Here is a 19,692-nt window from a genome sequence, read left to right on the forward strand (position 1 = left end):
TGCCGTGATCATCAACTTCGACCTCAACGACCTCCAAGCCTTCCGCGCCGTGGTAGACAAGGGCAGTTTTCGCGGCGCCGCCGAGGCCATCCGGATCTCGCAACCGGCCCTCAGCCGGCGCATCGAAAAGCTCGAGACCGCCCTGGATGTGAAACTCTTCGAACGCACCACCCGGCGCGTCAGCCTGACCATGGTCGGCCGCGCTTTCCTGCCGAAAGTCGAACGCATGCTGGACGACCTCGATGTCGCGCTGATGGGCATCAGCAACGTCGCGTCCACGCGCATGGGCAATGTCACCATCGCCTGCGTGCCGTCGACCGCGTATTACTTCATGCCCCACGTGATCTCCGAATTCCATAAGCTGTATCCAAAGATTCGCCTGCGGGTGCTGGACGCCAGCGCTGGCGAGGTGTGCCATGCGGTGGCAAGTGGCGAGGCGGATTTCGGCGTGAGCTTCAGCGGCAGCCTGGCCGATGAAGTCGAGTTCGAACTGTTGCTGCAGGAACGTTATGTACTGGCCTGTCGCCGCGACCACCCGCTTGCCCAGCGTGACAGCGTGACCTGGGCCGAAGCCTATGAGCATGACTACATCACCGTGGACAAGACCTCCGGCAACCGCTTCCTGCTGGACCAGGCGTTGCGCGGTGTGCGCGTGAAAAAGCCGAGTATCTGCGAGACGCACCACGTGACCACGATGATCGGGCTGGTGGAAGCGGGGCTGGGGGTTGCCATGGTGCCATCGATTGCGATGCCGGCGGGTGAGCACCCGATTCTGGTGAGTGTGCCTTTGGTGGAGCCCCACGTGATGCGTAACGTGGGCTTGATAAAACGCCGCGGGCGGACCTTGCCGCCAGCGGCGCTGGAGTTGGAGCGGTTGGTGCGCGAGATGCCGTTTCGGTCAGCGTGACACCGAGTCCAGGCCGGTGGATTGCACCACCGGTTGCGCCTCGGGTGACGCCAGAAATTGCAGCAGCGCCCTGGCCTGGGCCGGGTGTTCGGCGTTCACCGGAATGCCGGCCGCAAAACGCGTCACCGATTGCACATCTTCCGGGATCTTGCCGACGTAGGTCACGCCCGGCACCGGCAACAACTCCGCGACCTGCTGCAGGCCCACTTCGTAGTCACCCTTGGCAACCTGCTCGGCCACCGGGAGGCGTTCGATCATGGTGCCTTTGGCCGGCATGCCGAGCTTCTTGAATAACTCTTTCTCGACATACACACCGCTGGCGCTGTCCGAATACGCGATGGACTTGGCGTTGCTCAGCACGGCTTTAAGTTCCGCGTCAGTGCCGATGGCAGGTTTTGCCGCGCCTTCCTTCACCACCAGGCCGATGCGCGAGTCCGCCAGTTCCATGCGGGAGGCGGGGTCGACCTTGCCTTGTTTGATCAAATCATCCAGTGCGTAGCCAACCATGATCACCACGTCGGCGTGTTCGCCACGGGCCAGGCGGTTGGGGATCGCTTCCGGCGCCTTGCCCATTGACGGGCCGAGGAGGGTGTCGAGGGTGTCGCCGCTTTTGCGGGCGTATTGCGGGCCGAGCAATTTATACGCGGCGGTGAAGCCACCGGAAGTCATCACGGTGAGCTGTTCGGCCTGGGCCGTCAGCGCGATGGCGCCAAGGGCCAGCGCGACGAGGGTATTGAACAGCGGCTTCATTGCACCGCCCCCTGCATTACCTGCCCACGGGCATTGGCGCGACGGTACAGCGCCAGGGTCGAGCACAGCGCGCACAGCGCGGCGAACATCATCCAGTAGGCCGGCGAGGCCTTGTCTTCAGTGATGTGGATGAACCAGGTAGAGATCGCCGGCGTGAAGCCGCCGAATATCGCCGTCGCCAGGCTATAAGCCAGGGAGAAGCCTGCCACGCGGACTTCCACCGGCATGATTTCGGTGAGGGCCGGGATCATCGCACCGTTGTACATGCCATAGAGGAACGAGAACCAGAGCAGGGTTTCCAGCATATGGCTGAAGCTCGGCGCATTCACTACGTAGGACAATGCCGGGTATGCGGTGAGAACAGTCAGCACGGTCATGGCGACCAATACCGGCTTACGGCCGAAACGGTCGCTCAAGGTGCCGCCGATCGGCAACCAGACAAAGTTCGACACGGCCACCAGCAAGGTCACCAGCAGCGCATCGGAGGTGCTCAGATGCAGCACGGTTTTGCCGAAGGTCGGCGCGTATACGGTGATCAGGTAGAACGCCGTCGTGGTCATCGCCACCATCAGCATGCCGCCGATCACCATGGTCCAGTTTTTCACCAGAGTGGCCATCACCTCGCGCATGGTCGGGCGATGCTTGCGGTTGGCGAACTCTTCGGTTTCCTGCAGGTTGCGACGCAGGATAAAGATGAACGGGATGATCACGCAGCCGAGGGCGAACGGAATGCGCCAGCCCCAATCGGCTACCACGGCCGGGTCCATCCATACGTTCAGGCCATACCCCAGCGCGGCGGCGACCACGATGGAGATCTGCTGGCTGCCCGATTGCCAGCTGGTGTAGAACCCTTTGCGGCCCGGCGTGGCCATTTCCGACAGGTACACCGACACGCCGCCCAGCTCCGCGCCGGCCGAAAAGCCCTGCAACAGGCGGCCCAGCAGCACCAGCAACGGCGCCCACAAACCAATGGTGTGATAACCGGGCACCAGCACGATCAGCAGCGTGCCGCTGGCCATGATCGCCAAGGTCACGATCAGCCCTTTGCGGCGGCCAACGTCATCGATGTAGGCCCCCAGGATGATCGCGCCCAACGGGCGCATCAGGAAGCCCGCGCCGAATACGGCGAAAGTCATCATTAATGATGCAAACTCATTAGCGGCGGGAAAGAACGCGGCAGCAATGTAGGTGGCGTAGAAGCCGAACAGAAAGAAATCGAACTGTTCGAGGAAGTTGCCCGAAGTAACGCGAAATACCGCGCCAACTTTCGAACTGGCAGCCTGGGGCCGGGTGGGGCTAGTCATCGTCTTGTGTCTCCAGCGTTCTTTTTGAAGTGCTTGTTTCGCTTAAGACCTGGGATAGTGGCTGACACATTTAGAAATGATAAGTGACAAATTTGGATTGATTGATGTGTGTTAGCTATCAATTGGCAGTGCATCAGGAATGCATGCGTTGTCCTATGCTGACGGAGTGACCAATTCTTACGGATGGGAGGCGGCAATGGCTGACGAACAAAAACGGCAGGATAAACCGGAGCGTGGGCAAACCCCGCGACGAGAGGAAGAGAAACCGCAGACTTGGAAGCATCCCGATGATGGGACGGAGCTCTCCGAGCGCGATCAGGAACGTCCGCTGAAGCCCTGAAGACTGAAATGCAAATGGCCCAGGGCAGGGATGAGGTGGCTGTGGTGGTTAAGTGCTCCCACTGCAGCGACCTCTTTCCCTTTAGTCCCGCGCTTATAACCTGAAAGTGACTCTACACCTGACACAGGGCCTATCACTTTTGCCATTTATAGAAACTGATTACGGTTGTTTGCATGGCGCAGCATTGCTCGCGGACGCGCCCTCAAATTTTCCGTCGCCATAAATTCGCATGCGCTGCTCCGGGAACTGTCGATTCATTACAACAAACTCGAAAGACATGTGGATTTCGAATTCGGAAACCGAGTGCACGGTCACTGTGTCGTTATCGTCGGTCCCGGATGTAGTCCAGCTATTTCGATTTTCACCGGGATTGAACCAGCCATCAACCTGGGTGGCCCTGTTCATTTTGTGCACGCCTGGCTGAACGTCATCCGGGAGAGAAAAAAATACACTTTTGTGTGCTATTCCCCCTTCCGGCCCACCCACTTGAAAGCTACCGAAACCTTGATAAAGCACCACGGATGACGCCTTCCAGCTTTCTTCTCCAAGAGTTGCCTCTAAATGTCCGGTTGTCGCGTTGGTTGAGCTGCCCATTTTCTTGTCCTCATGCCCGATCCGAATTGAATTTGTTGGGGGGGTGCGGTTTATAAGTTAGCTGATGCACAGGGTAAAACTACTGTCGAATCTGCCAGTAAATCGATTCAGCGGTCAAAGCTGGTCGCTGTCCAGCGCGCTGCGCTCCAGCCATTTTTGGATCATCAGAGAGTAATCAGGGGGGGCCGAATCTCACACCTCACCTACCGGTTCAACCGTGAACGGCGGGTGCGCGCCACCGGTTATTTCCTGCTCGGCGTGTGCTTCGCCAATATCATTGGCGGCCCGGTGGGCGCCGCGTTGATGCGCATGGACGGCCTGCTGACCATGGCGTTGGGCCTGGGCATTGCGTCGGTGTCGGGGCCGTTCTTCAGTCTGCTGGGTTTCTGCCTGTCGGCGGTGATGTTGCTGGTGGTGGCCGCGCTGGCGGCGTTGCGCCTGCGTCAGGGGCAGGAGGCGTCTCAGACCAGCAGCGACGTGGGGAACCCCCAGGCCAGCACCAGGTAAGCCACGACCGCCGCCAGGCATAAACCGACAAAGACGCGCAGCAGTGTCCTGGCGGTGGGGTGAGTGATGAACTTGATGGCCCAGAGCAAAACCCCGCCGAGCAGGACGCTTAAGGCAAGAATGACCAGCACGGTGATGTTCCCTGTGACTTTCGAGAGCTGATTTATAATCGCAAAGCCTGGCGATGAACAGTGTGCACATAGACGCAGGCCCCCGCGCTTTCTAAACTGCGGCTTGTCTTGGAGAAGGGCAGGCGCCGATGAATCGCAATGAATTACGCAAGGCCGACATCAACCTGATGGTGGTGTTCGAAGCGCTGATGCTCGAGCGCAACGTAACGCGGGTAGCGGAGAAACTGTTTCTCGGCCAACCGACCATCAGCTCGGCCCTCAACCGCTTGCGCACCTTGTTCAACGACCCGCTGTTCATTCGCGTCGGCCACCGCATGGAGCCCACCGCGCGCGCCGAGGAAATCATCCAGCACCTGTCGCCGGCCCTGGATTCGCTGTCGTCGGCCCTGAGCCTGACCCACGATTTCGACCCGTCCGTCAGCACCATGACCTTTCGCATCGGCCTCTCCGATGATGTCGAGTTCGGCCTGCTGCCGCCCTTGCTGCGCGCCCTGCGCCAGGAAGCGCCGCAAGTGGTGTTCGTGGTGCAGCATGTGGACTACTGGCGCATTCCCGACCTGTTGGCATCCGGTGACATTACCGTTGGCATCACCCAGACCCGTGGCCTGCCGGCGAATGCCAAACGCAAGCTGCTGCGCCATATCCGCCCGCGATTGCTGCGTGCCGATGCGTCGGACACGCCACTGACCCTCGACGAATATTGCTCACGGCCCCACGTACTGGTTTCCCACACCGCCAACGTGTCGGGGTTTGCCGATGAATGGCTGGCGGAAATCGGCCGCAAGCGCCACGTGGTGCTGTCGGTCCCGCAATACAGCGCACTGCCGGCCTTGCTGGCCGGCACCGACCTGATCGCCAGCCTGCCGGATTACACCGCCGAGGCCATGGCGGTGTCGGGCCAGCTGTTCTGTGAGCCGTTTCCGTTCGAGACACCGACCCTGGATTTGTCCATGGTCTGGCTCAGCCATGTGGACACCGATCCGGCTGAGCGTTGGGTGCGTTCGCGGCTGGAAGCCTTCATGAGTGATCGAGGGTTGGCGACCAAAGTCTGATTCACGTGGTATATCTAGAAATCTTCCTACAAAAGACTCGGAGCGATCCATGCCACACCTGCACCTGGAATACACCGCCAACCTCACAGAGCTGGCCGTTGAGAAGACCCTGTTGCGGCTCAATAACGTGCTGATGGCGTCTGGGCAGTTCGGTTCCGAGTTCGACATCAAAAGCCGTGCGATCAAGGTCGAGAGTTTCCAGGTAGGCACTTCCCTCAACCCGCGCGGGTTTATCGCGGTCAAGTTGTCGCTGCTCAGTGGGCGCTCACCGCAGGTCAAGCAGCAGCTATCGCAAAGCCTGCTGGCGGCGTTGCAGGACATGGGCGACTGGCCGGCGGATATCCAGGTTCAACTCAGCGTGCAGTTGGTAGACATGGATCGCGAGTCCTACAGCAAAGTCGCCATCGGCTGAGGGCTACAACAGCCCCTGGTCCGCGCATACCTTCACCACCTGCTCACGAAACCAGGTATTGGCACTGTCCTGTTCACTGGTTTCGTTCCACTGCATCTCCAGCGTGAACCCCGGCAAGCCGTGGGGCGCTTCGCAGTGGCCGAACGTCGTCGCAGGTGCCAGCAGCTTTTGCACGCGGCGCGGCAGCGTGACGACACAGTCGGTGCCGGTGATCATCTTCAAGGCCGCACCGTAGCTGTTGGCGCGGGCGATCACCTGGCGCTTGTGGGCCTGGCGCGCCAGCCAACCGTCGATCATGTTGGTGTCGGATGTCCACGGCGTGGGGAACACATGGCGCCGCTCGACGAAGGCTTGCAGGCTCAACGCCGGCTCTTGCGGTGTCGAGCGTTTATCGAACACGCACACCAGTTCGTCCTCGAGCAGCATCTGGCTGCGCAAGTCCTTATGGGCGCGGTGGAAGTGGGGGCCGAAGCAGATCACCAGATCAAGGCGACCTTGGCGCAGGTCGTCGGCGGGAATCTCGGTTTCCAGTTTCTGCACATTGACGATGACCGGCAGGTTGGCGCGGTCGAAGTGTTTCAACAGGCGCGGCAGGATCAACTGTTCGAAATATTCCGGCGCGCACAGGTTGAAGGTCACGGCCTTCTGCGTTGGGTCAAAGGCTTGGCCACCGGCGTGGCACAGGTTGATGCTTTGCAGAATTTTCTGCACATGGCCGTACATGGTGGTGGCTTTGTACGTCGGCCGCATGCCCGCGCGGGTGTTGATAAACAGGTCGTCTTCAAAGCTGGTGCGCAGTTTCTTCAGGCTATAGCTCACGGTGGACTGGCTGACAAACAGCGTTTCAGACACCTCGGTAACGCTGCGTTGGTCATAGACGGCGATAAATACCATCAAGTCCTGCATATCGAGCTTTCTGAGCAAGTTACTGTTTAACATCGGTTTCGTCCGTAAACCCGTTGTACCGAACTCAGTACAAGACAGCGCAAAAGCTTACGGAACGAGCGTGCCAATAGAAAGCGCTGTAGGGCGTTACCCTGTCCGCAGTGGGACAAATTATGTTTGCAACACGACGTCAGCGAATATGCCGTGCGTAATGCTGCGGGTTGAAACGCGTGACGATCAGCAGCATCAGCACGATCATGGCGGTCAGCGACCACCAGGCCCACTCGAAGCTGCCCAATTGGTCGCGGATCATTCCGGCGATCAGTGGCGACAGCCCGGCAATCAGGTAGCCCACGCCTTGCACGAACGCAGTGAGGCCACCGGCGCGGCGCGGGTTGTCCAGGTGGTCGAGGGACAGGATCAGGCTCATCGGGAACAGGCCGCCGATGCCCAGGCCCAGCAGGCAGGGCCACAACAGGGTCAGGTGTCGAGGGCTCAGAATCAGGCCGCAGAAACCCAGGATGATCAGCACCAGCAGCACGGCAACGACACCGCGTTTATCCCGGCGTCGATTGGCGATGGCCGGTGTGATCAAGCCGGAAACGACTTCCATTGCCGTCAGAAAACCCAACAGCAAGCCGGCGTCCTGTTCGCTCCAGCCTTGCTCCACGTAGTACGGCGCCAGCCAGGCCAGTACGCAGGTGTAGGACGCGGTGCCGAGGCCAAAAAACACGGCGAGCAACCAGGCTCGCCGATTGCCGGAAAATGCGTCCTGCGGGCCGGTATCGGCTTGGGGCAGCGGCGCCAGCACCGAGCGCTGCGCCAACCAGAACGCCCACGCCAGTAACGCGAGCACCGCCCAGATGGCCAGGCCGGTGCGCCAACTGCCGGTCTGCGCCTGCATCAACGGTGCGAACGACGCCGCCAGCGCCGCGCCGCCCATGATCGCGGTGACATACAGCCCCATGAACAGCGAGACGTTGTCGCTGAACCGCGACTTGATCAGCGCCGGCATCAACGCCTGGATCATCGCGATGCCCACGCCGGCCGCGATGGCGCTGACGATCAGCTCCAGCGCCGAATCCAGCCACAGCCGCGACAGCGTGGCCACGCCAATCACCACTAGCGACACCGCTATGCTGCGGTGCTCGCCAAAGCGCCTGGCCAAGCCCATGCCAAAGAACATCGCCAAGCCCATGGCCATCACCGGCAACATGGTCAGCAGTGCGGCGCTGCTGAAGCTCAATGGCACGTCGCCGCGAATCGATGAGAGCAGCGGCCCCACGGCGGCCATCGACGGACGCAGGTTGAGCGCGACCAGCACGACGCTGATCATCAGCCAGAGGGCGGTGGTGGGTTTGGCGTGAGCGGTCGTCATGGGCGGGCCTTGAAAGAACAAAGGTGAATCAGGCCATGCCCATGACAGCGGCGCAAATGAGAAAGTCGATGGTGCGATTGAAAAATCGCTGACTGGCTGGAACACCGCCGATCAAGCTGGCTGTAGTGAGCGGGCTTGTCCCGCGCTGGGTGGCGAAGCCGCCCCAAACCAGGCGACTAGGATAGACCTGAGCACCGCAGCGTCTTTATTGGGGCGGCTTCGCCGCCCAGCGCGGGGCAAGCCCGCTCACTACAAAAGGCAAGCCAGCCCATAGTATTAACTGCGTTCTGTCAGTAGCCGACGGTGAAGCGCTGGCGCGAGTGCTTGGGTGTTTCTACCTCATCAATCAACGCAATCGCATAGTCAGCAAAACTGATCCAACTGCGACCTTCACTGCTCACCAGCAAATCATCCTGGCCCACCCGGAATGTACCGGTGCGCTCGGCTTCAACGAACTCCGCCGACGGCGACAGGAAGGTCCAGTCCAGCGCCTGTTCCTGGCGCAGTGCATCAAGAAACGCAGCGCCCGCGCTGGCTTCGGCTTTGTATTCGGCCGGGAAGCCCGCGCTGTCGATCACCCGCCCGCCACCCGGCAGCAACAGCGAACCGGCGCCGCCCACCACCAGCAGGCGTTTTACCCCGGCTTTCTTTACCGGCCCGAGCACGGCAATGGCGGGCAGAGTGGCGAAGTGTGCGGCGCTGATCACCACATCGCTGCCGCTCACGGCGTGTTGCAGGGCTTCGGCGTCCAGCGCGTCGACCTGTTTGACGGTGACGCCAGGGCGCGCGGCCAGCTTGCTGGTATTGCGCGCGATGGCAACGACGCTATGCCCGCGACGCAGCGCTTCTTCCAGCAGTTGGCTGCCGGCACGGCCGGTGGCCCCGATGATTGCGATCTTGCTCATGACGTTCTCCAGTACGTTAGGGTTTAAAACCATTCACCACTTCATTTCGCCCTTGGCGACTTTGGCGCTCAGTTCCAGCGAGCTTTCGTCGGCGAGGGTGGGGTAACGCTTTTTCATCGCTGCGATCAATGCGGCAGAATCCTTGGCCTTGGCTGTCTCGATGTCGAAGGCCTTGATGTAATCGGCGGTAAAGGCCACGGCGGCTGGCGTCGGCGTGCCCAGGTAGTGGCCTGGAACTACCGTGCGTGGCTTGAGCTGTTCGATGCGTTGCAGGGTGGCGAGCCAGTCTTTGTGGGATTGCGCGCCCTGGGTGTCGGCCATCCACAGGTGGATGTTTTCAGAGACCACCACGCCGCCAACCACGGCCTTGATCGACGGGATCCATACAAAGCTGCGCTCCGGTTGCGCGCCATCCAGGCCGATCACTTCCAATTGCTTACCTTCCAGGCTCAGGCTGTGGCCTTTGAGTACCTGCGGCACGATAGTTCTGGCCGGTGTGTCGGCGCCCATTTTCGGGCCCCAGAACGCAAGCTTGCCGGCCACGGTCGCGTTGATATGGTCGACCACCGGTTGTGGTGCCAGCACCTTGGCGTCGGGAAACGCGGCGGTGAGGGTGTCGAGGCCGAAGTAGTAGTCCGGGTCGCCATGGCTGATGTAGATAGTGGTGAGGTGTTTGCCGCTGGCGCGAATCTTCTGCACAAGCTGCTCGGCCTGGCCTTTGCCGAATTGTGCGTCCACCAGGATCGCATCCTTGGCGCCGCTGACCAGCACCGAGCTGACCGGGAAGATCGCTGCTTCACCTGGGTTGTACACGTCCAGGGTCAGCTCGGCCGCTGCCGCGTGCGCGGCGAAGGCCAGGGCGGCGGTTGCCAGGGTCAGGCGCTTGAAGGTTGAGAACATCGGGCAGCTCCAGCATCGGTAAAGGATGCACAGAGCTTAGTTGCACAAAACCAGACTAAAAATGCGATGCTGGGACATAGTTTGTTTCTGAAATCGGGCAAATCATGGACCGTCTTCAAGCAATGCGCGTGTTTGTCACGGTGGTGGACCTGGGCAGCCAGTCCGCCGCGGCCGATCATCTGGACCTGTCGCGCCCGGTGGTGTCGCGTTACCTGGCGGAGTTGGAAGACTGGGTCGGCGCGCGTTTGCTGCACCGCACCACGCGCAAGCTCAGCCTCACGGCGGCGGGCGGTGAAACCCTGCCACGCTGTCGGCAACTGCTGGAATTGTGCGGCGACATGCAAGCCGCCGTCCGCGAGCCGGATGACGCGCCCCGTGGCCTGCTGCGCTTGAGCGTCAGCACCTCGTTCGGCCAGGCGCAATTGGCCGCGGTCATCGCCGAATACGTCAAGCGCTACCCTCTGGTAACGGTCGACCTGCAGATGCTCGACCGCACGGTGAACCTGGTGGATGAACGCATTGACCTGGCCATCCGCACCAGCAACGACCTGGACCCCAACCTGATCGCCCGGCGCCTGACGGTGTGCCGCTCAGTGGTCTGTGCTTCGCCGGCCTACCTGCTGGAGCACGCGGCCCCGCGAAAAGTCGAAGACCTGGCCGGGCACAACTGCCTCACCCACTCCTATTTCGGCAAAAGCCTGTGGCATTTCGAAGAGCGGGGCGAGCACATCGGCGTGCCCATCAGCGGCAATATCACCTCCAACGAGGCCAGCACCTTGTTGCGCGTCACGCTGGCCGGGGCAGGGGTGGCGATGCTGCCCACCTACCAGGCCGGCGACTACATCCGCCGTGGCGAACTGGTGCGCCTGCTGCCCCACGCCGAACCCCGGCAAATGAACATTTACGCAGTGTATGCCTCGCGCAAGCACATGCCATCGGCGCTGCGCAGCCTGTTGGATTTCCTGGTGTTGAAGTTCCCTGAAGAGCCCGCCTGGGATATTGGCCTGCAGGCGACATAAGCGTGTTGAATGTCGCCCGATAATGGCAACTCGCCCTGGTTGACCTATGCTTTAGACAGCACCGTGTAGATCCGCTCAGAGGTCTGTGCCATGAGTATTAAAACCAGAAAGTACCTGATGATTTTCAGCCTGTGCGCACTTGCCAGCGCGCTCTACGGGACTGCCGCCTACCGAGTGGAGCAAACCCGCATGCAGCCAACGTTTGCGATCAGTTGCCATCAGGACCAATGCGTCCCCCGCACCGGCAGTTTCAGCGCCTTGCGCTGAAGGCGGCACGACGATAACGATTGAAGCACACCGCCTTGTAGTGAGCGGGCTTGCCCCGCGCTGGGCTGCGCAGCGGCCCCAATAAAAACACTGCGGTGCTCCAGATACAACCGGGTCGCCTGGTTTGGGGCCGCTGCGCAGCCCAGCGCGGGCGGTGCGACGATTCGACAAGCCCGCTCACTACAGTTGTTCACGAAATGCCTTGGGCGAAAACCCGACCCTTCGCCGGAACAGCCGGGAGAAGTTGGTAGGATCCGAAAACCCCAGCACCTCCGACATCTCATTGATGGTCATGCTGGTATAGGTCAACAAGCGCTTGGCCTCCAGCAACTGGCGGTCATGCATGATCTGCAGCGCAGGCTGCCCACCCAATTCCCGGCACGTGCCGTTCAGGTGTGAGACCGAGATGCCCAACTGATGGGCCAGGTCCTCGATCTTCGGGTGCTCGCGGTAATGCTGTTCGACCAATTGGGTAAAGCGCCGGAAGTACTCACGCCCCCTCGGCGCGCGCGAATGGCGACGCTGGATGGCCTGGCGGCTGATCCACACCAGCAACACGCTGACCAGCGCGTGCATCATCATGCCCCGCGCCGGATGTAGGTTTGAGTACTCATCCTGCAAACGGGCGAACTGACTGTTCAGGTAATCACTGTCCTTGCCGGCCGGGTAACTGCCCAATGTCTGCAACCCGTCTACCGTGGCGTCCAGCTGGGTCTGCAAGTGGCTGACCAGCGGCGCTGCGAGGGTCAATACATAGCCCTCGATGTCCTCGGAAAAGCGAAACCCATGCACACACAACGGTGGCAGCACCTGCAGGGTCGCTTCGTTCAGCGTGGTGCGCCGGCCTTCGATTTCCAGCTGGGCCTGGCCTTTGTGTACATACAACAACTGGCAAAGATCCGCGTGCCGGTGGGGCTGGATTTCCCACTGGTATTCCCGACTGCGCCGGGAAATGGTTTCGCAGTGCAACAAATCGGGTGTCGGCCATTGCTGGTATTCCCCGTAAAGCTTGAAGACCGGAATCGCGGTTTTGGTCATGGTTCAATCCGAAGTTCGGCACAATGGTGCGGTAATCGCCCCAATTGGCAAAAAGGGCAGGCTTTGGCTCAGTTTTCACCTTCTTATGCTGCTCGCTCAAGTGAAAAATGTCTGCCACAAGACCAAAGACAACTTATTCACTCAATCCGTTCGAGTGGAACTTGCGGGCCATAAAAATAATGAAAACGCTGAAAACCCAAGTCGCCATTATCGGCGCCGGTCCTTCCGGACTGCTGCTCGGCCAATTGCTGCATAACGCGGGTATCCAGACCCTCATCCTGGAGCGCCAGAGCGCCGATTATGTGCAAGGCCGCATCCGTGCCGGGGTGCTGGAGCAAGGCATGGTCGACCTGTTGAGGGAGGCTGGCGTCAGCCGGCGAATGGATAGCGAAGGCCTGGTGCATGAGGGCTTCGAGCTGGCGCTCAATGGCCACCTCACGCATATCGACCTCAAGGGCCTGACCGGTGGCCAATCGGTGATGGTCTACGGCCAGACCGAAGTCACCCGCGACCTGATGGCGGCCCGCAGCGCTGCCGGCGCCACCACCCTGTATGAAGCCCATGACGTGCAGCCCCACGGTCTCAAAAGTGATCAGCCCTGGCTCACGTTTGAGCATCAGGGCGAAGCCTTTCGCCTGGAGTGTGACTACGTCGCCGGTTGCGATGGTTTCCACGGCATTGCACGCCAATCGATCCCGGCTGATTCACTCAAGGTGTTCGAGCGGGTCTACCCGTTCGGCTGGCTGGGCATTCTCGCCGACACGCCGCCGGTGCATGCCGAACTGGTGTATGCCAGGCACCCGCGCGGTTTCGCGCTGTGCAGCATGCGTTCGCCGACGCGCAGCCGCTATTACCTGCAAGTGCCAGTCGACGAACCTCTGGACCAATGGCCCGACGCACGCTTTTGGGATGAACTCAAAACGCGTCTGCCCAGCCAGCTTGCCGAACGGCTGGTAACCGGCCCGTCGATCGAGAAAAGCATCGCACCACTGCGCAGTTTTGTGGTGGAACCCATGCAGTACGGGCGCCTGTTCCTGCTCGGCGACGCAGCGCACATCGTGCCGCCCACCGGAGCCAAAGGCTTGAACCTGGCGGCCAGCGACGTGAGCACCCTTTACCGGATCCTGCTCAAGGTCTATGGCGAGGGGCGGGTGGATTTGCTGGAACGCTATTCCGCCATCTGCCTGCGACGGGTGTGGAAGGCCGAACGGTTTTCCTGGTGGATGACCTCGATGCTGCATCAGTTTCCCGAGGCCGATGGCTTCAGCCAGCGCATTGCCGAAAGTGAGCTTGAGTACTTCATCCACTCGGAGGCGGGTCGCAAAACCATCGCGGAAAATTACGTCGGACTTCCTTACGAAGCTATCGAATAGCCTGCTATCGTATCCAGCATTCCCGCGGGCCGCCTTTTCCCGCGGGCCTTGCTCGAAGGTCCTGCCGTGACGCACCTCAATCAGCCCGTTCCGCCGCTTCCTGCCGTGCGCAGTATTCTCGCCTCATTGATGATGGCGATTTTCCTCGGTGCCCTGGACCAGACCATCGTCGCCGTGTCCATGCCGGCCATCTCCGCGCAGTTTCACGACGTCAACTTGCTGGCCTGGGTCATCTCCGGCTACATGGTGGCAATGACCGTGGCGGTGCCGATCTACGGCAAGCTGGGCGACCTGTATGGGCGCCGGCCGATGATGCTGATCGGCATGGGTCTGTTTACCCTGGCGTCGCTGTTCTGTGGCATGGCGCAAAGCATGGAGCAACTGGTGCTGGCGCGGATCCTTCAAGGCATCGGCGCCGGCGGCATGATTTCGGTGAGTCAGGCGATCATCGGCGACATCATCCCGCCCCGCGAGCGCGGCCGCTACCAGGGCTATTTCAGCAGCATGTACGCCGTGGCCAGCGTGGCCGGGCCGGTGCTGGGCGGCTACATGACCGAATACCTGTCGTGGCGCTGGGTGTTCTTGATCAACCTGCCATTGGGCGCCGGCGCCTGGTACGTGGCCCACCGCACCCTGGCAGGGCTGCCGGTGCCGCAGCGCAAGCCGATCATCGATTACCTCGGTACGCTGCTGATGATCATCGGCCTCACGGCGTTGCTGTTGGGCATCACCGAAATCGGCCAGGGTCATCCGTGGCGCGACAGCGAGGTGCTGGGTCTGTTGGGGTGTGCGCTGGTGGCGTTGACGCTGTTCGTGTGGCACGAACGCCGTGCGCGCGAGCCGCTGTTGCCCATGCATCTGTTCGCCAACCGCAACGCGGTGTTGTGTTGGTGCACGATTTTCATCACCAGCTTCCAGGCGATATCCCTGACGGTGCTGATGCCCTTGCGTTACCAGACCGTGACCGGCTCCGGTGCCGACAGCGCGGCCCTGCATTTGCTGCCGCTGGCCATGGGCTTGCCGATGGGCGCCTATTTTGCCGGGCGCATGACCTCGGTGACCGGGCGCTATAAACCGATGATTCTCAGCGGCGCGCTGTTGAGCCCCTTTGCGATTCTCGGCATGGCCTTCAGCGCGCCCCAGGCGGTGGGCCTGACGGCGCTGTTTATGCTGCTGTGTGGGATCGCGGCCGGCATGCAATTTCCCACCTCGCTGGTGGGCACGCAAAACTCGGTGGACCAAGGCGACATCGGCGTCGCCACCAGCACCACCAACCTGTTCCGTTCCCTGGGCGGGGCCGTCGGGGTGGCTTGCATGTCGGCGCTGCTGCTGGCGTTGTTGCAAGACTTAAGCTTCGCCCACCTGGCCAGCGGCGCGCTGGGGGCCGAGGGCCGTTCCGGCAACGTGTTGCTCGACGGCCTCAACGCCGCCCCCGGCCCCGCGCAAGACGCCCTGCGCGGGGAACTGGCGGTGACGTTCCGGCATTTGCTGATGGTCAGCGCGGCCGTGTCGCTGCTGGGGTTGGCGGCGGCGATTGCGATGCCCAACCGCGTGTTGCGTGGTCGTGAGGACAAGGCGAAATAACTGACACGCTGGAGATCAAATGTGGGAGCTGGCTTGCCTGCGATAGCCATAGGTATCTACACAACTTTCTAAGGCTGACAAATCTCCCTGTAGTGAGCGGGCTTGTCCCGCGCTGGGTGGCGAAGCCGCCCCAATAAAGGCATCGCCGAGCTTCAGGTAGAATCCGGTCGCCTGGTTTGGGGCTGCTTCGCAGCCCAGCGCGGGGCAAGCCCGCTCACTACAAAGATGTGTAGATACCTATGCTGCGATAGCGGTATATCAGTAACAAATGTGTTCACTGGCCCACCGCTATCGCAGGCAAGCCAGCTCCCACAGGAGATTGTATTTCAACGGTCTATCAAGGGCTGTAGTACCCGACCGCCACCATGAAACGCCCAGCCTTGCGCACATACGCATGCTTGTTCTCAATCTTGTTGGTCACCGGGTTTTTCCAGCGGTATTTGTATTCCCCCTGGTCCTGCTCGGCCATCAGCTTGAGAATCGGCTCGCCCACCGGTTTGCCGTCGGGGTCCTTGACCTTGCTGAAGTCGGTATTGATCAGCCGCAGCGTGGTGCCGTGGGCTACGTAGCGCCGGGTATCGAGGTCCACTACAAACACGTAGAGATCATCCTGCAGGAAACCGCCCTGCAATGAATTGATGGCCTTGAGCGTGCCGGTTTCATCCTTGAGCAGCGCATTCACCGCCTTGTTGCGCAGGGCCCTGGCCTGTTCCGGCGTCGCCCTGGGCAAGTAATAACCCACCGCCAGGATGCGTTCGCCCACACGCTGGTAGAACACGTGCTTGTGTTCGACCTTGCCGTCGTTCCAGTTCTGCCAGCGGTAGTCGGCCTGCTGGATGCCTTGGCCGTCCGGTACCTTGAGCGCATCCTTGAATGACTGGCGCAGATCCGGGCCCAGCACTTCGGACACATCGCGGCCGATCAAGGCGGAGGAGGGCCCGCCACTGGCCAGCAACACGCCTTTTGTATCGACCACAAACACATAGCGGTCCTGGTCGATGAATTCGCCCTGCCGGCTGAATGCGGCAAAGGCCTTGTCGCCGTTGCTCTGGTAGTAAGCCAAGGCTTTTTCCAGCAGCGCCTTGGCGGCCTGGGCATCCTCATCCTGCCCTGTTGCGGCGTGCACCTGGCCCGTACACAACAGCAGCAGCCAGGTGATGCGGAGCAATCCCTTCATGTTCCGTCCCTCATTATTGTAGATGTGACCACAGCGTAGACGGCTGTGGCTCAAGGCGCCGCCAGCCACTGGTTGACGATGCCGTCATACACCCCGGTGGCGACGCTCAGGTGCAGCCATTGATCGACATAACTCTTCCACGCCACGTCATCACGGGGCAGCAGGAACGCTTTCTGGCTGTATTGCATGTGCCGCTCAGGGTTCACCGCGCACAGCCCAGGCTTGAGCTTCTGCTGGTAACGCGCTTCGCTGGCGTCGGTGATCATCACGTCGGCCTTGCCCGCCAGCAGTTCGTCGAAGATGGTCACATTGTCATGCAGGCGGATTTGCGCCTGGCCCAGATGGGCGCGGGCGAACACTTCGTTGGTGCCGCCCGCGGGCTCGATCACCCGCACCTGGGGCTGGTTGATCTGCTCGACGGTCTGGTAGCGCTGCACATCGGTGCAGCGCACCAGCGGGATCTTGCCATCGACGCCCAGGGATTGGCTGAAGAAAGCCTTTTTCTGGCGTTCCAGCGACACCGAAATCCCGCCCACGGCGATGTCGCAGCGCTGGGCAAGGAAGTCGGGCATCAGGGTTTTCCAGGTGGTGGGCACCCATTGGATTTTTGCGTTGAGGCTCTTGGCCAGGGACTCGGCCATGGCGATGTCGATGCCTTCATAGCGGCCATCGGCGCGCAGCGAAGTGTAGGGCTTGTAGTCGCCCGTGGTGCAGACCGTCAGCGTGCCGCGCTGGAGCACCTCGTCAAGGCGCGACGGGGTGGTTTCGGCCAGGGCGCTGGTGGCCAGGCCGAGTGCACACAGGGCAAAAAGAGCTTTCATGCGGTCGAGTCCTTGGGGCAGGGGGGCAGTTTTTATTTTCAGCAGGTTTCGACCTTTTTTTCACGTTGTGCTGTTTAAGCTGCGGATCAAGGTCGTTCGCTACCGTTCCACTTACATGAGCCCGAGATGTTGACACAACCTCCCTCTTCCATCGAGATCGAATACGCCGAACGCTGCGGCCGCGAACACGCCCGGGCCTGCGGCGATACGCGCCCGCCCGGTCTGCGGCGACGCCTGGCGTCATGGCGCGACGAGTGGCTGGTGCGCCAGGCACTCAAAGTTGCCGGCGAGCCGGGGCTGGTGCTGGACCTGGCGTGCGGCTCCGGGCGTTTCTGGCCGGTGTTGGCCGAGCACGTCAACCGGGTGATCCTGGCGTCGGACAACTCCCAGGACATGCTCGATCATGCCCGCAGCCATCACCCGGCGTCCCTGCTCAAGCGGGTCAAGACGTTCCAGGGCTCGGCGTTTACCATCGGTTTGTCGGCGAACGCGGTAGATTGCATTTTTTGCCTGGAATTGTTTCGCCATGTGCCCAGCAGCGAAGGGCGCCTGGCGTTATTGCGCGAGTTCCACCGAGTCAGCCGCGACACCGTGATCGTCTCCGTCAATTCGCGTACCGCCGTAGAGGATGAGTTCCGCCAGGCCGGCTTCAAGGTGCTGAATCACCAGGAGTTCATGCCCGGCTCAAACCTGTGGCGGGTCTACGTCCTGCGTAAGAGAGGATAAGTCCCGCCTGTCGGACTATTCTTCCATGTCTGTCTGAGTTTTCATGGTCGCCTGTGCACTGCGGATGCTCGCAAGCCCCTTTCGCGATATATACTGCGCGCCATTCTTCAAGGGAGAGCCGTGTGGCCATCGATATTCACTGGATCTGCGACAACGATAGCCTCGGCCAGCATTGCGCCGAATGGCAGCAGTTGCCATTCGTCGCCCTCGACACCGAATTCATGCGGGTCGACACCTTTTATCCCATTGCCGGGCTGATCCAGATCGGTGATGGCCAACGCGCTTACCTGATCGATCCCCTGACCATCGACAACTGGCAACCCTTGGCCGCCTTGCTGGAAAACCCGGCGGTGATCAAGGTGGTGCATGCCTGCAGCGAAGACCTGGAAGTGTTGCTGCGCCTGACCGGCAGCCTGCCCGTGCCGCTGTTCGACACTCAATTGGCTGCGGCTTACTTGAACCTCGGTTTTTCCATGGGCTACTCGCGCCTGGTGCAAGCCGTGCTGGATATCGAGTTGCCCAAGGGTGAGACCCGTTCGGACTGGCTGCAGCGGCCATTGTCCGACACGCAGGTCAGCTACGCCGCCGAAGACGCGGTGCACCTGGCCGAGGTCTACATCCGCCTGCGTCCGCGATTGTCCGACGACAAGTACGCCTGGGTGCTGGAAGACGGTGCGGAGTTGGTCGCCAACCTGCGTCGCGAAGTCGACCCGAACGAGGTGTACCGCGACGCGAAGCTGGCGTGGAAACTCTCCCGCGCCCAACTCGCCGTACTGCGTGAACTGTGCGCCTGGCGCGAGCAGCAGGCCCGCGCCCGCGACCTGCCGCGCAACCGCATCATTCGCGAACACTCGTTGTGGCCCCTGGCCAAATCCCAGCCGGATAACCTCGCCGCCCTGGGCAAGATCGAAGACATGCACCCGCGCACCGTGCGCCAGGACGGCCAGTTCCTGCTGGACCTGATCAAGCGTGCCGGCAGCGCGCCCATGGACCAATGGCCACCCGCCGTTGCCGAGCCATTGCCGGTGGAGGCCGCCGCCTTGATCAAGCAACTGCGCGCCCTGGGCCAAACCTTCGCCGAACGCCTGGACATGGCGCCGGAACTGATGCTGCGCAAGAAAACCCTCGAAGCCCTGGTCAAAAGTGGCTACCCCGATGGGCCTTATAAATTGCCAGACTCGCTGCGTGGCTGGCGCCGCGAGTTGATGGGCCAGGCGCTGCTCGACAGCCTGTCCGCCGGAGAACAGCCTTGAAACGTATTTGCTCCATCTACCGCAGCTTGAAAAAAGACGGCATGTACCTCTATGTGCTCAAAAGCGACGCCCTGGAGCGCGTGCCGGAACCGTTGATGGCCGCCTTCGGCAAGCCGCACCACGCATTCGATATGGTGTTGACGCCCGCGCGCAAGCTGTCGCGCGAAGACATCGCCGTGGTCCTGGAAAACCTCGACAAACAGGGTTACCACCTGCAAATGCCGCCGGCCGAAGACGAGTACATCGAGCACCTGCCCGAAGAGCTGCTGCGTCGCAACGACCCGATGTGATCGCTGGGTGCCTCATGCGCGGCACCGTTATCAATGAAATCGTATACGTGGGCGGTGGCCGTAAGGATGCGGGCGGCCG

22 protein-coding genes and 1 pseudogene are annotated in these 19,692 nt (G+C 61.3%); 12 read left to right on the forward strand and 11 right to left on the reverse strand.

Features of this window, described 5'->3' with window-relative positions; all coding sequences use genetic code 11:
- Positions 1–4: 4 nt before the first annotated feature.
- Positions 5–907, forward strand: coding sequence for a LysR family transcriptional regulator (locus BLL36_RS04245; protein ID WP_076950506.1), 903 nt, complete (start codon positions 5–7; stop codon positions 905–907).
- Here BLL36_RS04245 and BLL36_RS04250 read toward each other — a convergent pair.
- Both BLL36_RS04250 and tcuC read right to left on the reverse strand, forming a co-directional pair.
- Positions 899–1,657 carry a substrate-binding domain-containing protein gene (locus BLL36_RS04250; protein ID WP_076950236.1) on the reverse strand — a complete coding sequence of 253 codons (759 nt, stop codon included), beginning with the start codon at positions 1,655–1,657 and terminating at the stop codon, positions 899–901. The genes BLL36_RS04245 and BLL36_RS04250 overlap by 9 nt on opposite strands.
- Positions 1,654–2,961: an MFS transporter gene (tcuC, locus tag BLL36_RS04255; RefSeq protein ID WP_076950237.1), complete on the reverse strand. Its 1,308-nt coding sequence runs from the start codon at positions 2,959–2,961 to the stop codon at positions 1,654–1,656. Before tcuC ends, BLL36_RS04250 begins: the two co-directional genes overlap by 4 nt.
- 196 nt (positions 2,962–3,157) lie before the next feature.
- Here tcuC and BLL36_RS30960 point away from each other — a divergent pair, with 196 nt between their 5' ends.
- On the forward strand, positions 3,158–3,301 hold the full coding sequence (locus tag BLL36_RS30960) for a hypothetical protein (RefSeq protein WP_165448103.1): 144 nt from the start codon (positions 3,158–3,160) through the stop codon (positions 3,299–3,301).
- Between the two features lie 159 nt (positions 3,302–3,460).
- Here the strand turns inward: BLL36_RS30960 and BLL36_RS04265 are convergent, their stop codons facing one another.
- The gene (locus tag BLL36_RS04265; protein WP_076950239.1) at positions 3,461–3,895 is read right to left on the reverse strand and encodes a hypothetical protein; all 435 of its coding nucleotides are present in this window, start codon (positions 3,893–3,895) and stop codon (positions 3,461–3,463) included.
- Between the two features lie 183 nt (positions 3,896–4,078).
- Between BLL36_RS04265 and BLL36_RS31960 the strand changes: the two are divergent.
- Positions 4,079–4,219: pseudogene (locus BLL36_RS31960) on the forward strand (MFS transporter); the annotation flags it as partial.
- A gap of 137 nt (positions 4,220–4,356) precedes the next feature.
- Here the strand turns inward: BLL36_RS31960 and BLL36_RS30965 are convergent.
- On the reverse strand, positions 4,357–4,533 hold the full coding sequence (locus BLL36_RS30965) for a hypothetical protein (RefSeq protein WP_165448104.1): 177 nt from the start codon (positions 4,531–4,533) through the stop codon (positions 4,357–4,359).
- Between the two features lie 128 nt (positions 4,534–4,661).
- Here BLL36_RS30965 and BLL36_RS04270 point away from each other — a divergent pair, with 128 nt between their 5' ends.
- Positions 4,662–5,585, forward strand: a complete 924-nt coding sequence (locus BLL36_RS04270) for a LysR substrate-binding domain-containing protein (RefSeq protein ID WP_076950240.1) — start codon at positions 4,662–4,664, stop codon at positions 5,583–5,585.
- Positions 5,586–5,634: 49 nt separating this feature from the next.
- A complete protein-coding gene (locus BLL36_RS04275; RefSeq protein ID WP_076950241.1) occupies positions 5,635–5,997 on the forward strand; it encodes a 5-carboxymethyl-2-hydroxymuconate Delta-isomerase in 363 nt (120 codons plus the stop codon).
- 3 nt (positions 5,998–6,000) lie between these two features.
- Here BLL36_RS04275 and BLL36_RS04280 read toward each other — a convergent pair whose 3' ends face one another.
- The 4 genes from BLL36_RS04280 to BLL36_RS04295 form a co-directional block, all read right to left on the reverse strand.
- Positions 6,001–6,936 (reverse strand): LysR family transcriptional regulator, encoded by a 936-nt coding sequence (locus BLL36_RS04280; RefSeq protein ID WP_076950242.1) that lies wholly within the window; start codon positions 6,934–6,936, stop codon positions 6,001–6,003.
- Positions 6,937–7,072: 136 nt separating this feature from the next.
- A complete protein-coding gene (locus tag BLL36_RS04285) occupies positions 7,073–8,260 on the reverse strand; it encodes a cyanate transporter (protein ID WP_076950243.1) in 1,188 nt (395 codons plus the stop codon).
- Between the two features lie 290 nt (positions 8,261–8,550).
- A complete protein-coding gene (locus BLL36_RS04290; protein WP_076950244.1) occupies positions 8,551–9,165 on the reverse strand; it encodes an NAD(P)-dependent oxidoreductase in 615 nt (204 codons plus the stop codon).
- Between the two features lie 33 nt (positions 9,166–9,198).
- A complete protein-coding gene (locus tag BLL36_RS04295; RefSeq protein ID WP_076950245.1) occupies positions 9,199–10,065 on the reverse strand; it encodes an MBL fold metallo-hydrolase in 867 nt (288 codons plus the stop codon).
- 104 nt (positions 10,066–10,169) lie between these two features.
- Here BLL36_RS04295 and BLL36_RS04300 point away from each other — a divergent pair, with 104 nt between their 5' ends.
- Together BLL36_RS04300 and BLL36_RS30970 are read left to right on the forward strand one after the other, a co-directional pair.
- Positions 10,170–11,084: a LysR family transcriptional regulator gene (locus tag BLL36_RS04300; RefSeq protein WP_076950246.1), complete on the forward strand. Its 915-nt coding sequence runs from the start codon at positions 10,170–10,172 to the stop codon at positions 11,082–11,084.
- Positions 11,085–11,174: 90 nt separating this feature from the next.
- On the forward strand, positions 11,175–11,351 hold the full coding sequence (locus tag BLL36_RS30970) for a hypothetical protein (protein ID WP_165448105.1): 177 nt from the start codon (positions 11,175–11,177) through the stop codon (positions 11,349–11,351).
- 180 nt (positions 11,352–11,531) lie between these two features.
- On the opposite strand, the gene BLL36_RS04305 is transcribed toward BLL36_RS30970, so the two are convergent.
- Positions 11,532–12,389 (reverse strand): helix-turn-helix domain-containing protein, encoded by an 858-nt coding sequence (locus BLL36_RS04305; protein ID WP_076950247.1) that lies wholly within the window; start codon positions 12,387–12,389, stop codon positions 11,532–11,534.
- Between the two features lie 188 nt (positions 12,390–12,577).
- On the opposite strand from BLL36_RS04305, the gene pobA reads away from it, so the two are divergent.
- Together pobA and BLL36_RS04315 are read left to right on the forward strand one after the other, a co-directional pair.
- On the forward strand, positions 12,578–13,762 hold the full coding sequence (gene pobA, locus BLL36_RS04310) for a 4-hydroxybenzoate 3-monooxygenase (protein ID WP_197678478.1): 1,185 nt from the start codon (positions 12,578–12,580) through the stop codon (positions 13,760–13,762).
- Positions 13,763–13,828: 66 nt separating this feature from the next.
- The gene (locus BLL36_RS04315; protein ID WP_197678451.1) at positions 13,829–15,346 is read left to right on the forward strand and encodes an MDR family MFS transporter; all 1,518 of its coding nucleotides are present in this window, start codon (positions 13,829–13,831) and stop codon (positions 15,344–15,346) included.
- A 337-nt stretch (positions 15,347–15,683) separates the two neighbouring features.
- Here BLL36_RS04315 and BLL36_RS04320 read toward each other — a convergent pair whose 3' ends face one another.
- Positions 15,684–16,523, reverse strand: a complete 840-nt coding sequence (locus tag BLL36_RS04320; protein ID WP_076950249.1) for a cache domain-containing protein — start codon at positions 16,521–16,523, stop codon at positions 15,684–15,686.
- Between the two features lie 50 nt (positions 16,524–16,573).
- Positions 16,574–17,344, reverse strand: a complete 771-nt coding sequence (locus BLL36_RS04325) for a transporter substrate-binding domain-containing protein (RefSeq protein WP_076950250.1) — start codon at positions 17,342–17,344, stop codon at positions 16,574–16,576.
- A 126-nt stretch (positions 17,345–17,470) separates the two neighbouring features.
- Here BLL36_RS04325 and BLL36_RS04330 point away from each other — a divergent pair, with 126 nt between their 5' ends.
- The 3 genes from BLL36_RS04330 to BLL36_RS04340 all read left to right on the forward strand — a co-directional run bounded on the left by BLL36_RS04330 (position 17,471) and on the right by BLL36_RS04340 (position 19,613).
- Entirely contained in the window at positions 17,471–18,070 is a 600-nt protein-coding gene (locus BLL36_RS04330; protein ID WP_076950251.1) for a class I SAM-dependent methyltransferase, read from the forward strand.
- A 122-nt stretch (positions 18,071–18,192) separates the two neighbouring features.
- Positions 18,193–19,323 carry a ribonuclease D gene (gene rnd, locus BLL36_RS04335; RefSeq protein ID WP_076950252.1) on the forward strand — a complete coding sequence of 377 codons (1,131 nt, stop codon included), beginning with the start codon at positions 18,193–18,195 and terminating at the stop codon, positions 19,321–19,323.
- Positions 19,320–19,613: a YcgL domain-containing protein gene (locus BLL36_RS04340; protein ID WP_076950253.1), complete on the forward strand. Its 294-nt coding sequence runs from the start codon at positions 19,320–19,322 to the stop codon at positions 19,611–19,613. The genes rnd and BLL36_RS04340 overlap by 4 nt, the downstream gene beginning before the upstream one ends.
- Positions 19,614–19,692 lie beyond the last annotated feature (79 nt).

It is taken from the genome of Pseudomonas cedrina subsp. cedrina (genome assembly GCF_001983175.1).
Taxonomy (GTDB): domain Bacteria; phylum Pseudomonadota; class Gammaproteobacteria; order Pseudomonadales; family Pseudomonadaceae; genus Aquipseudomonas; species Aquipseudomonas cedrina.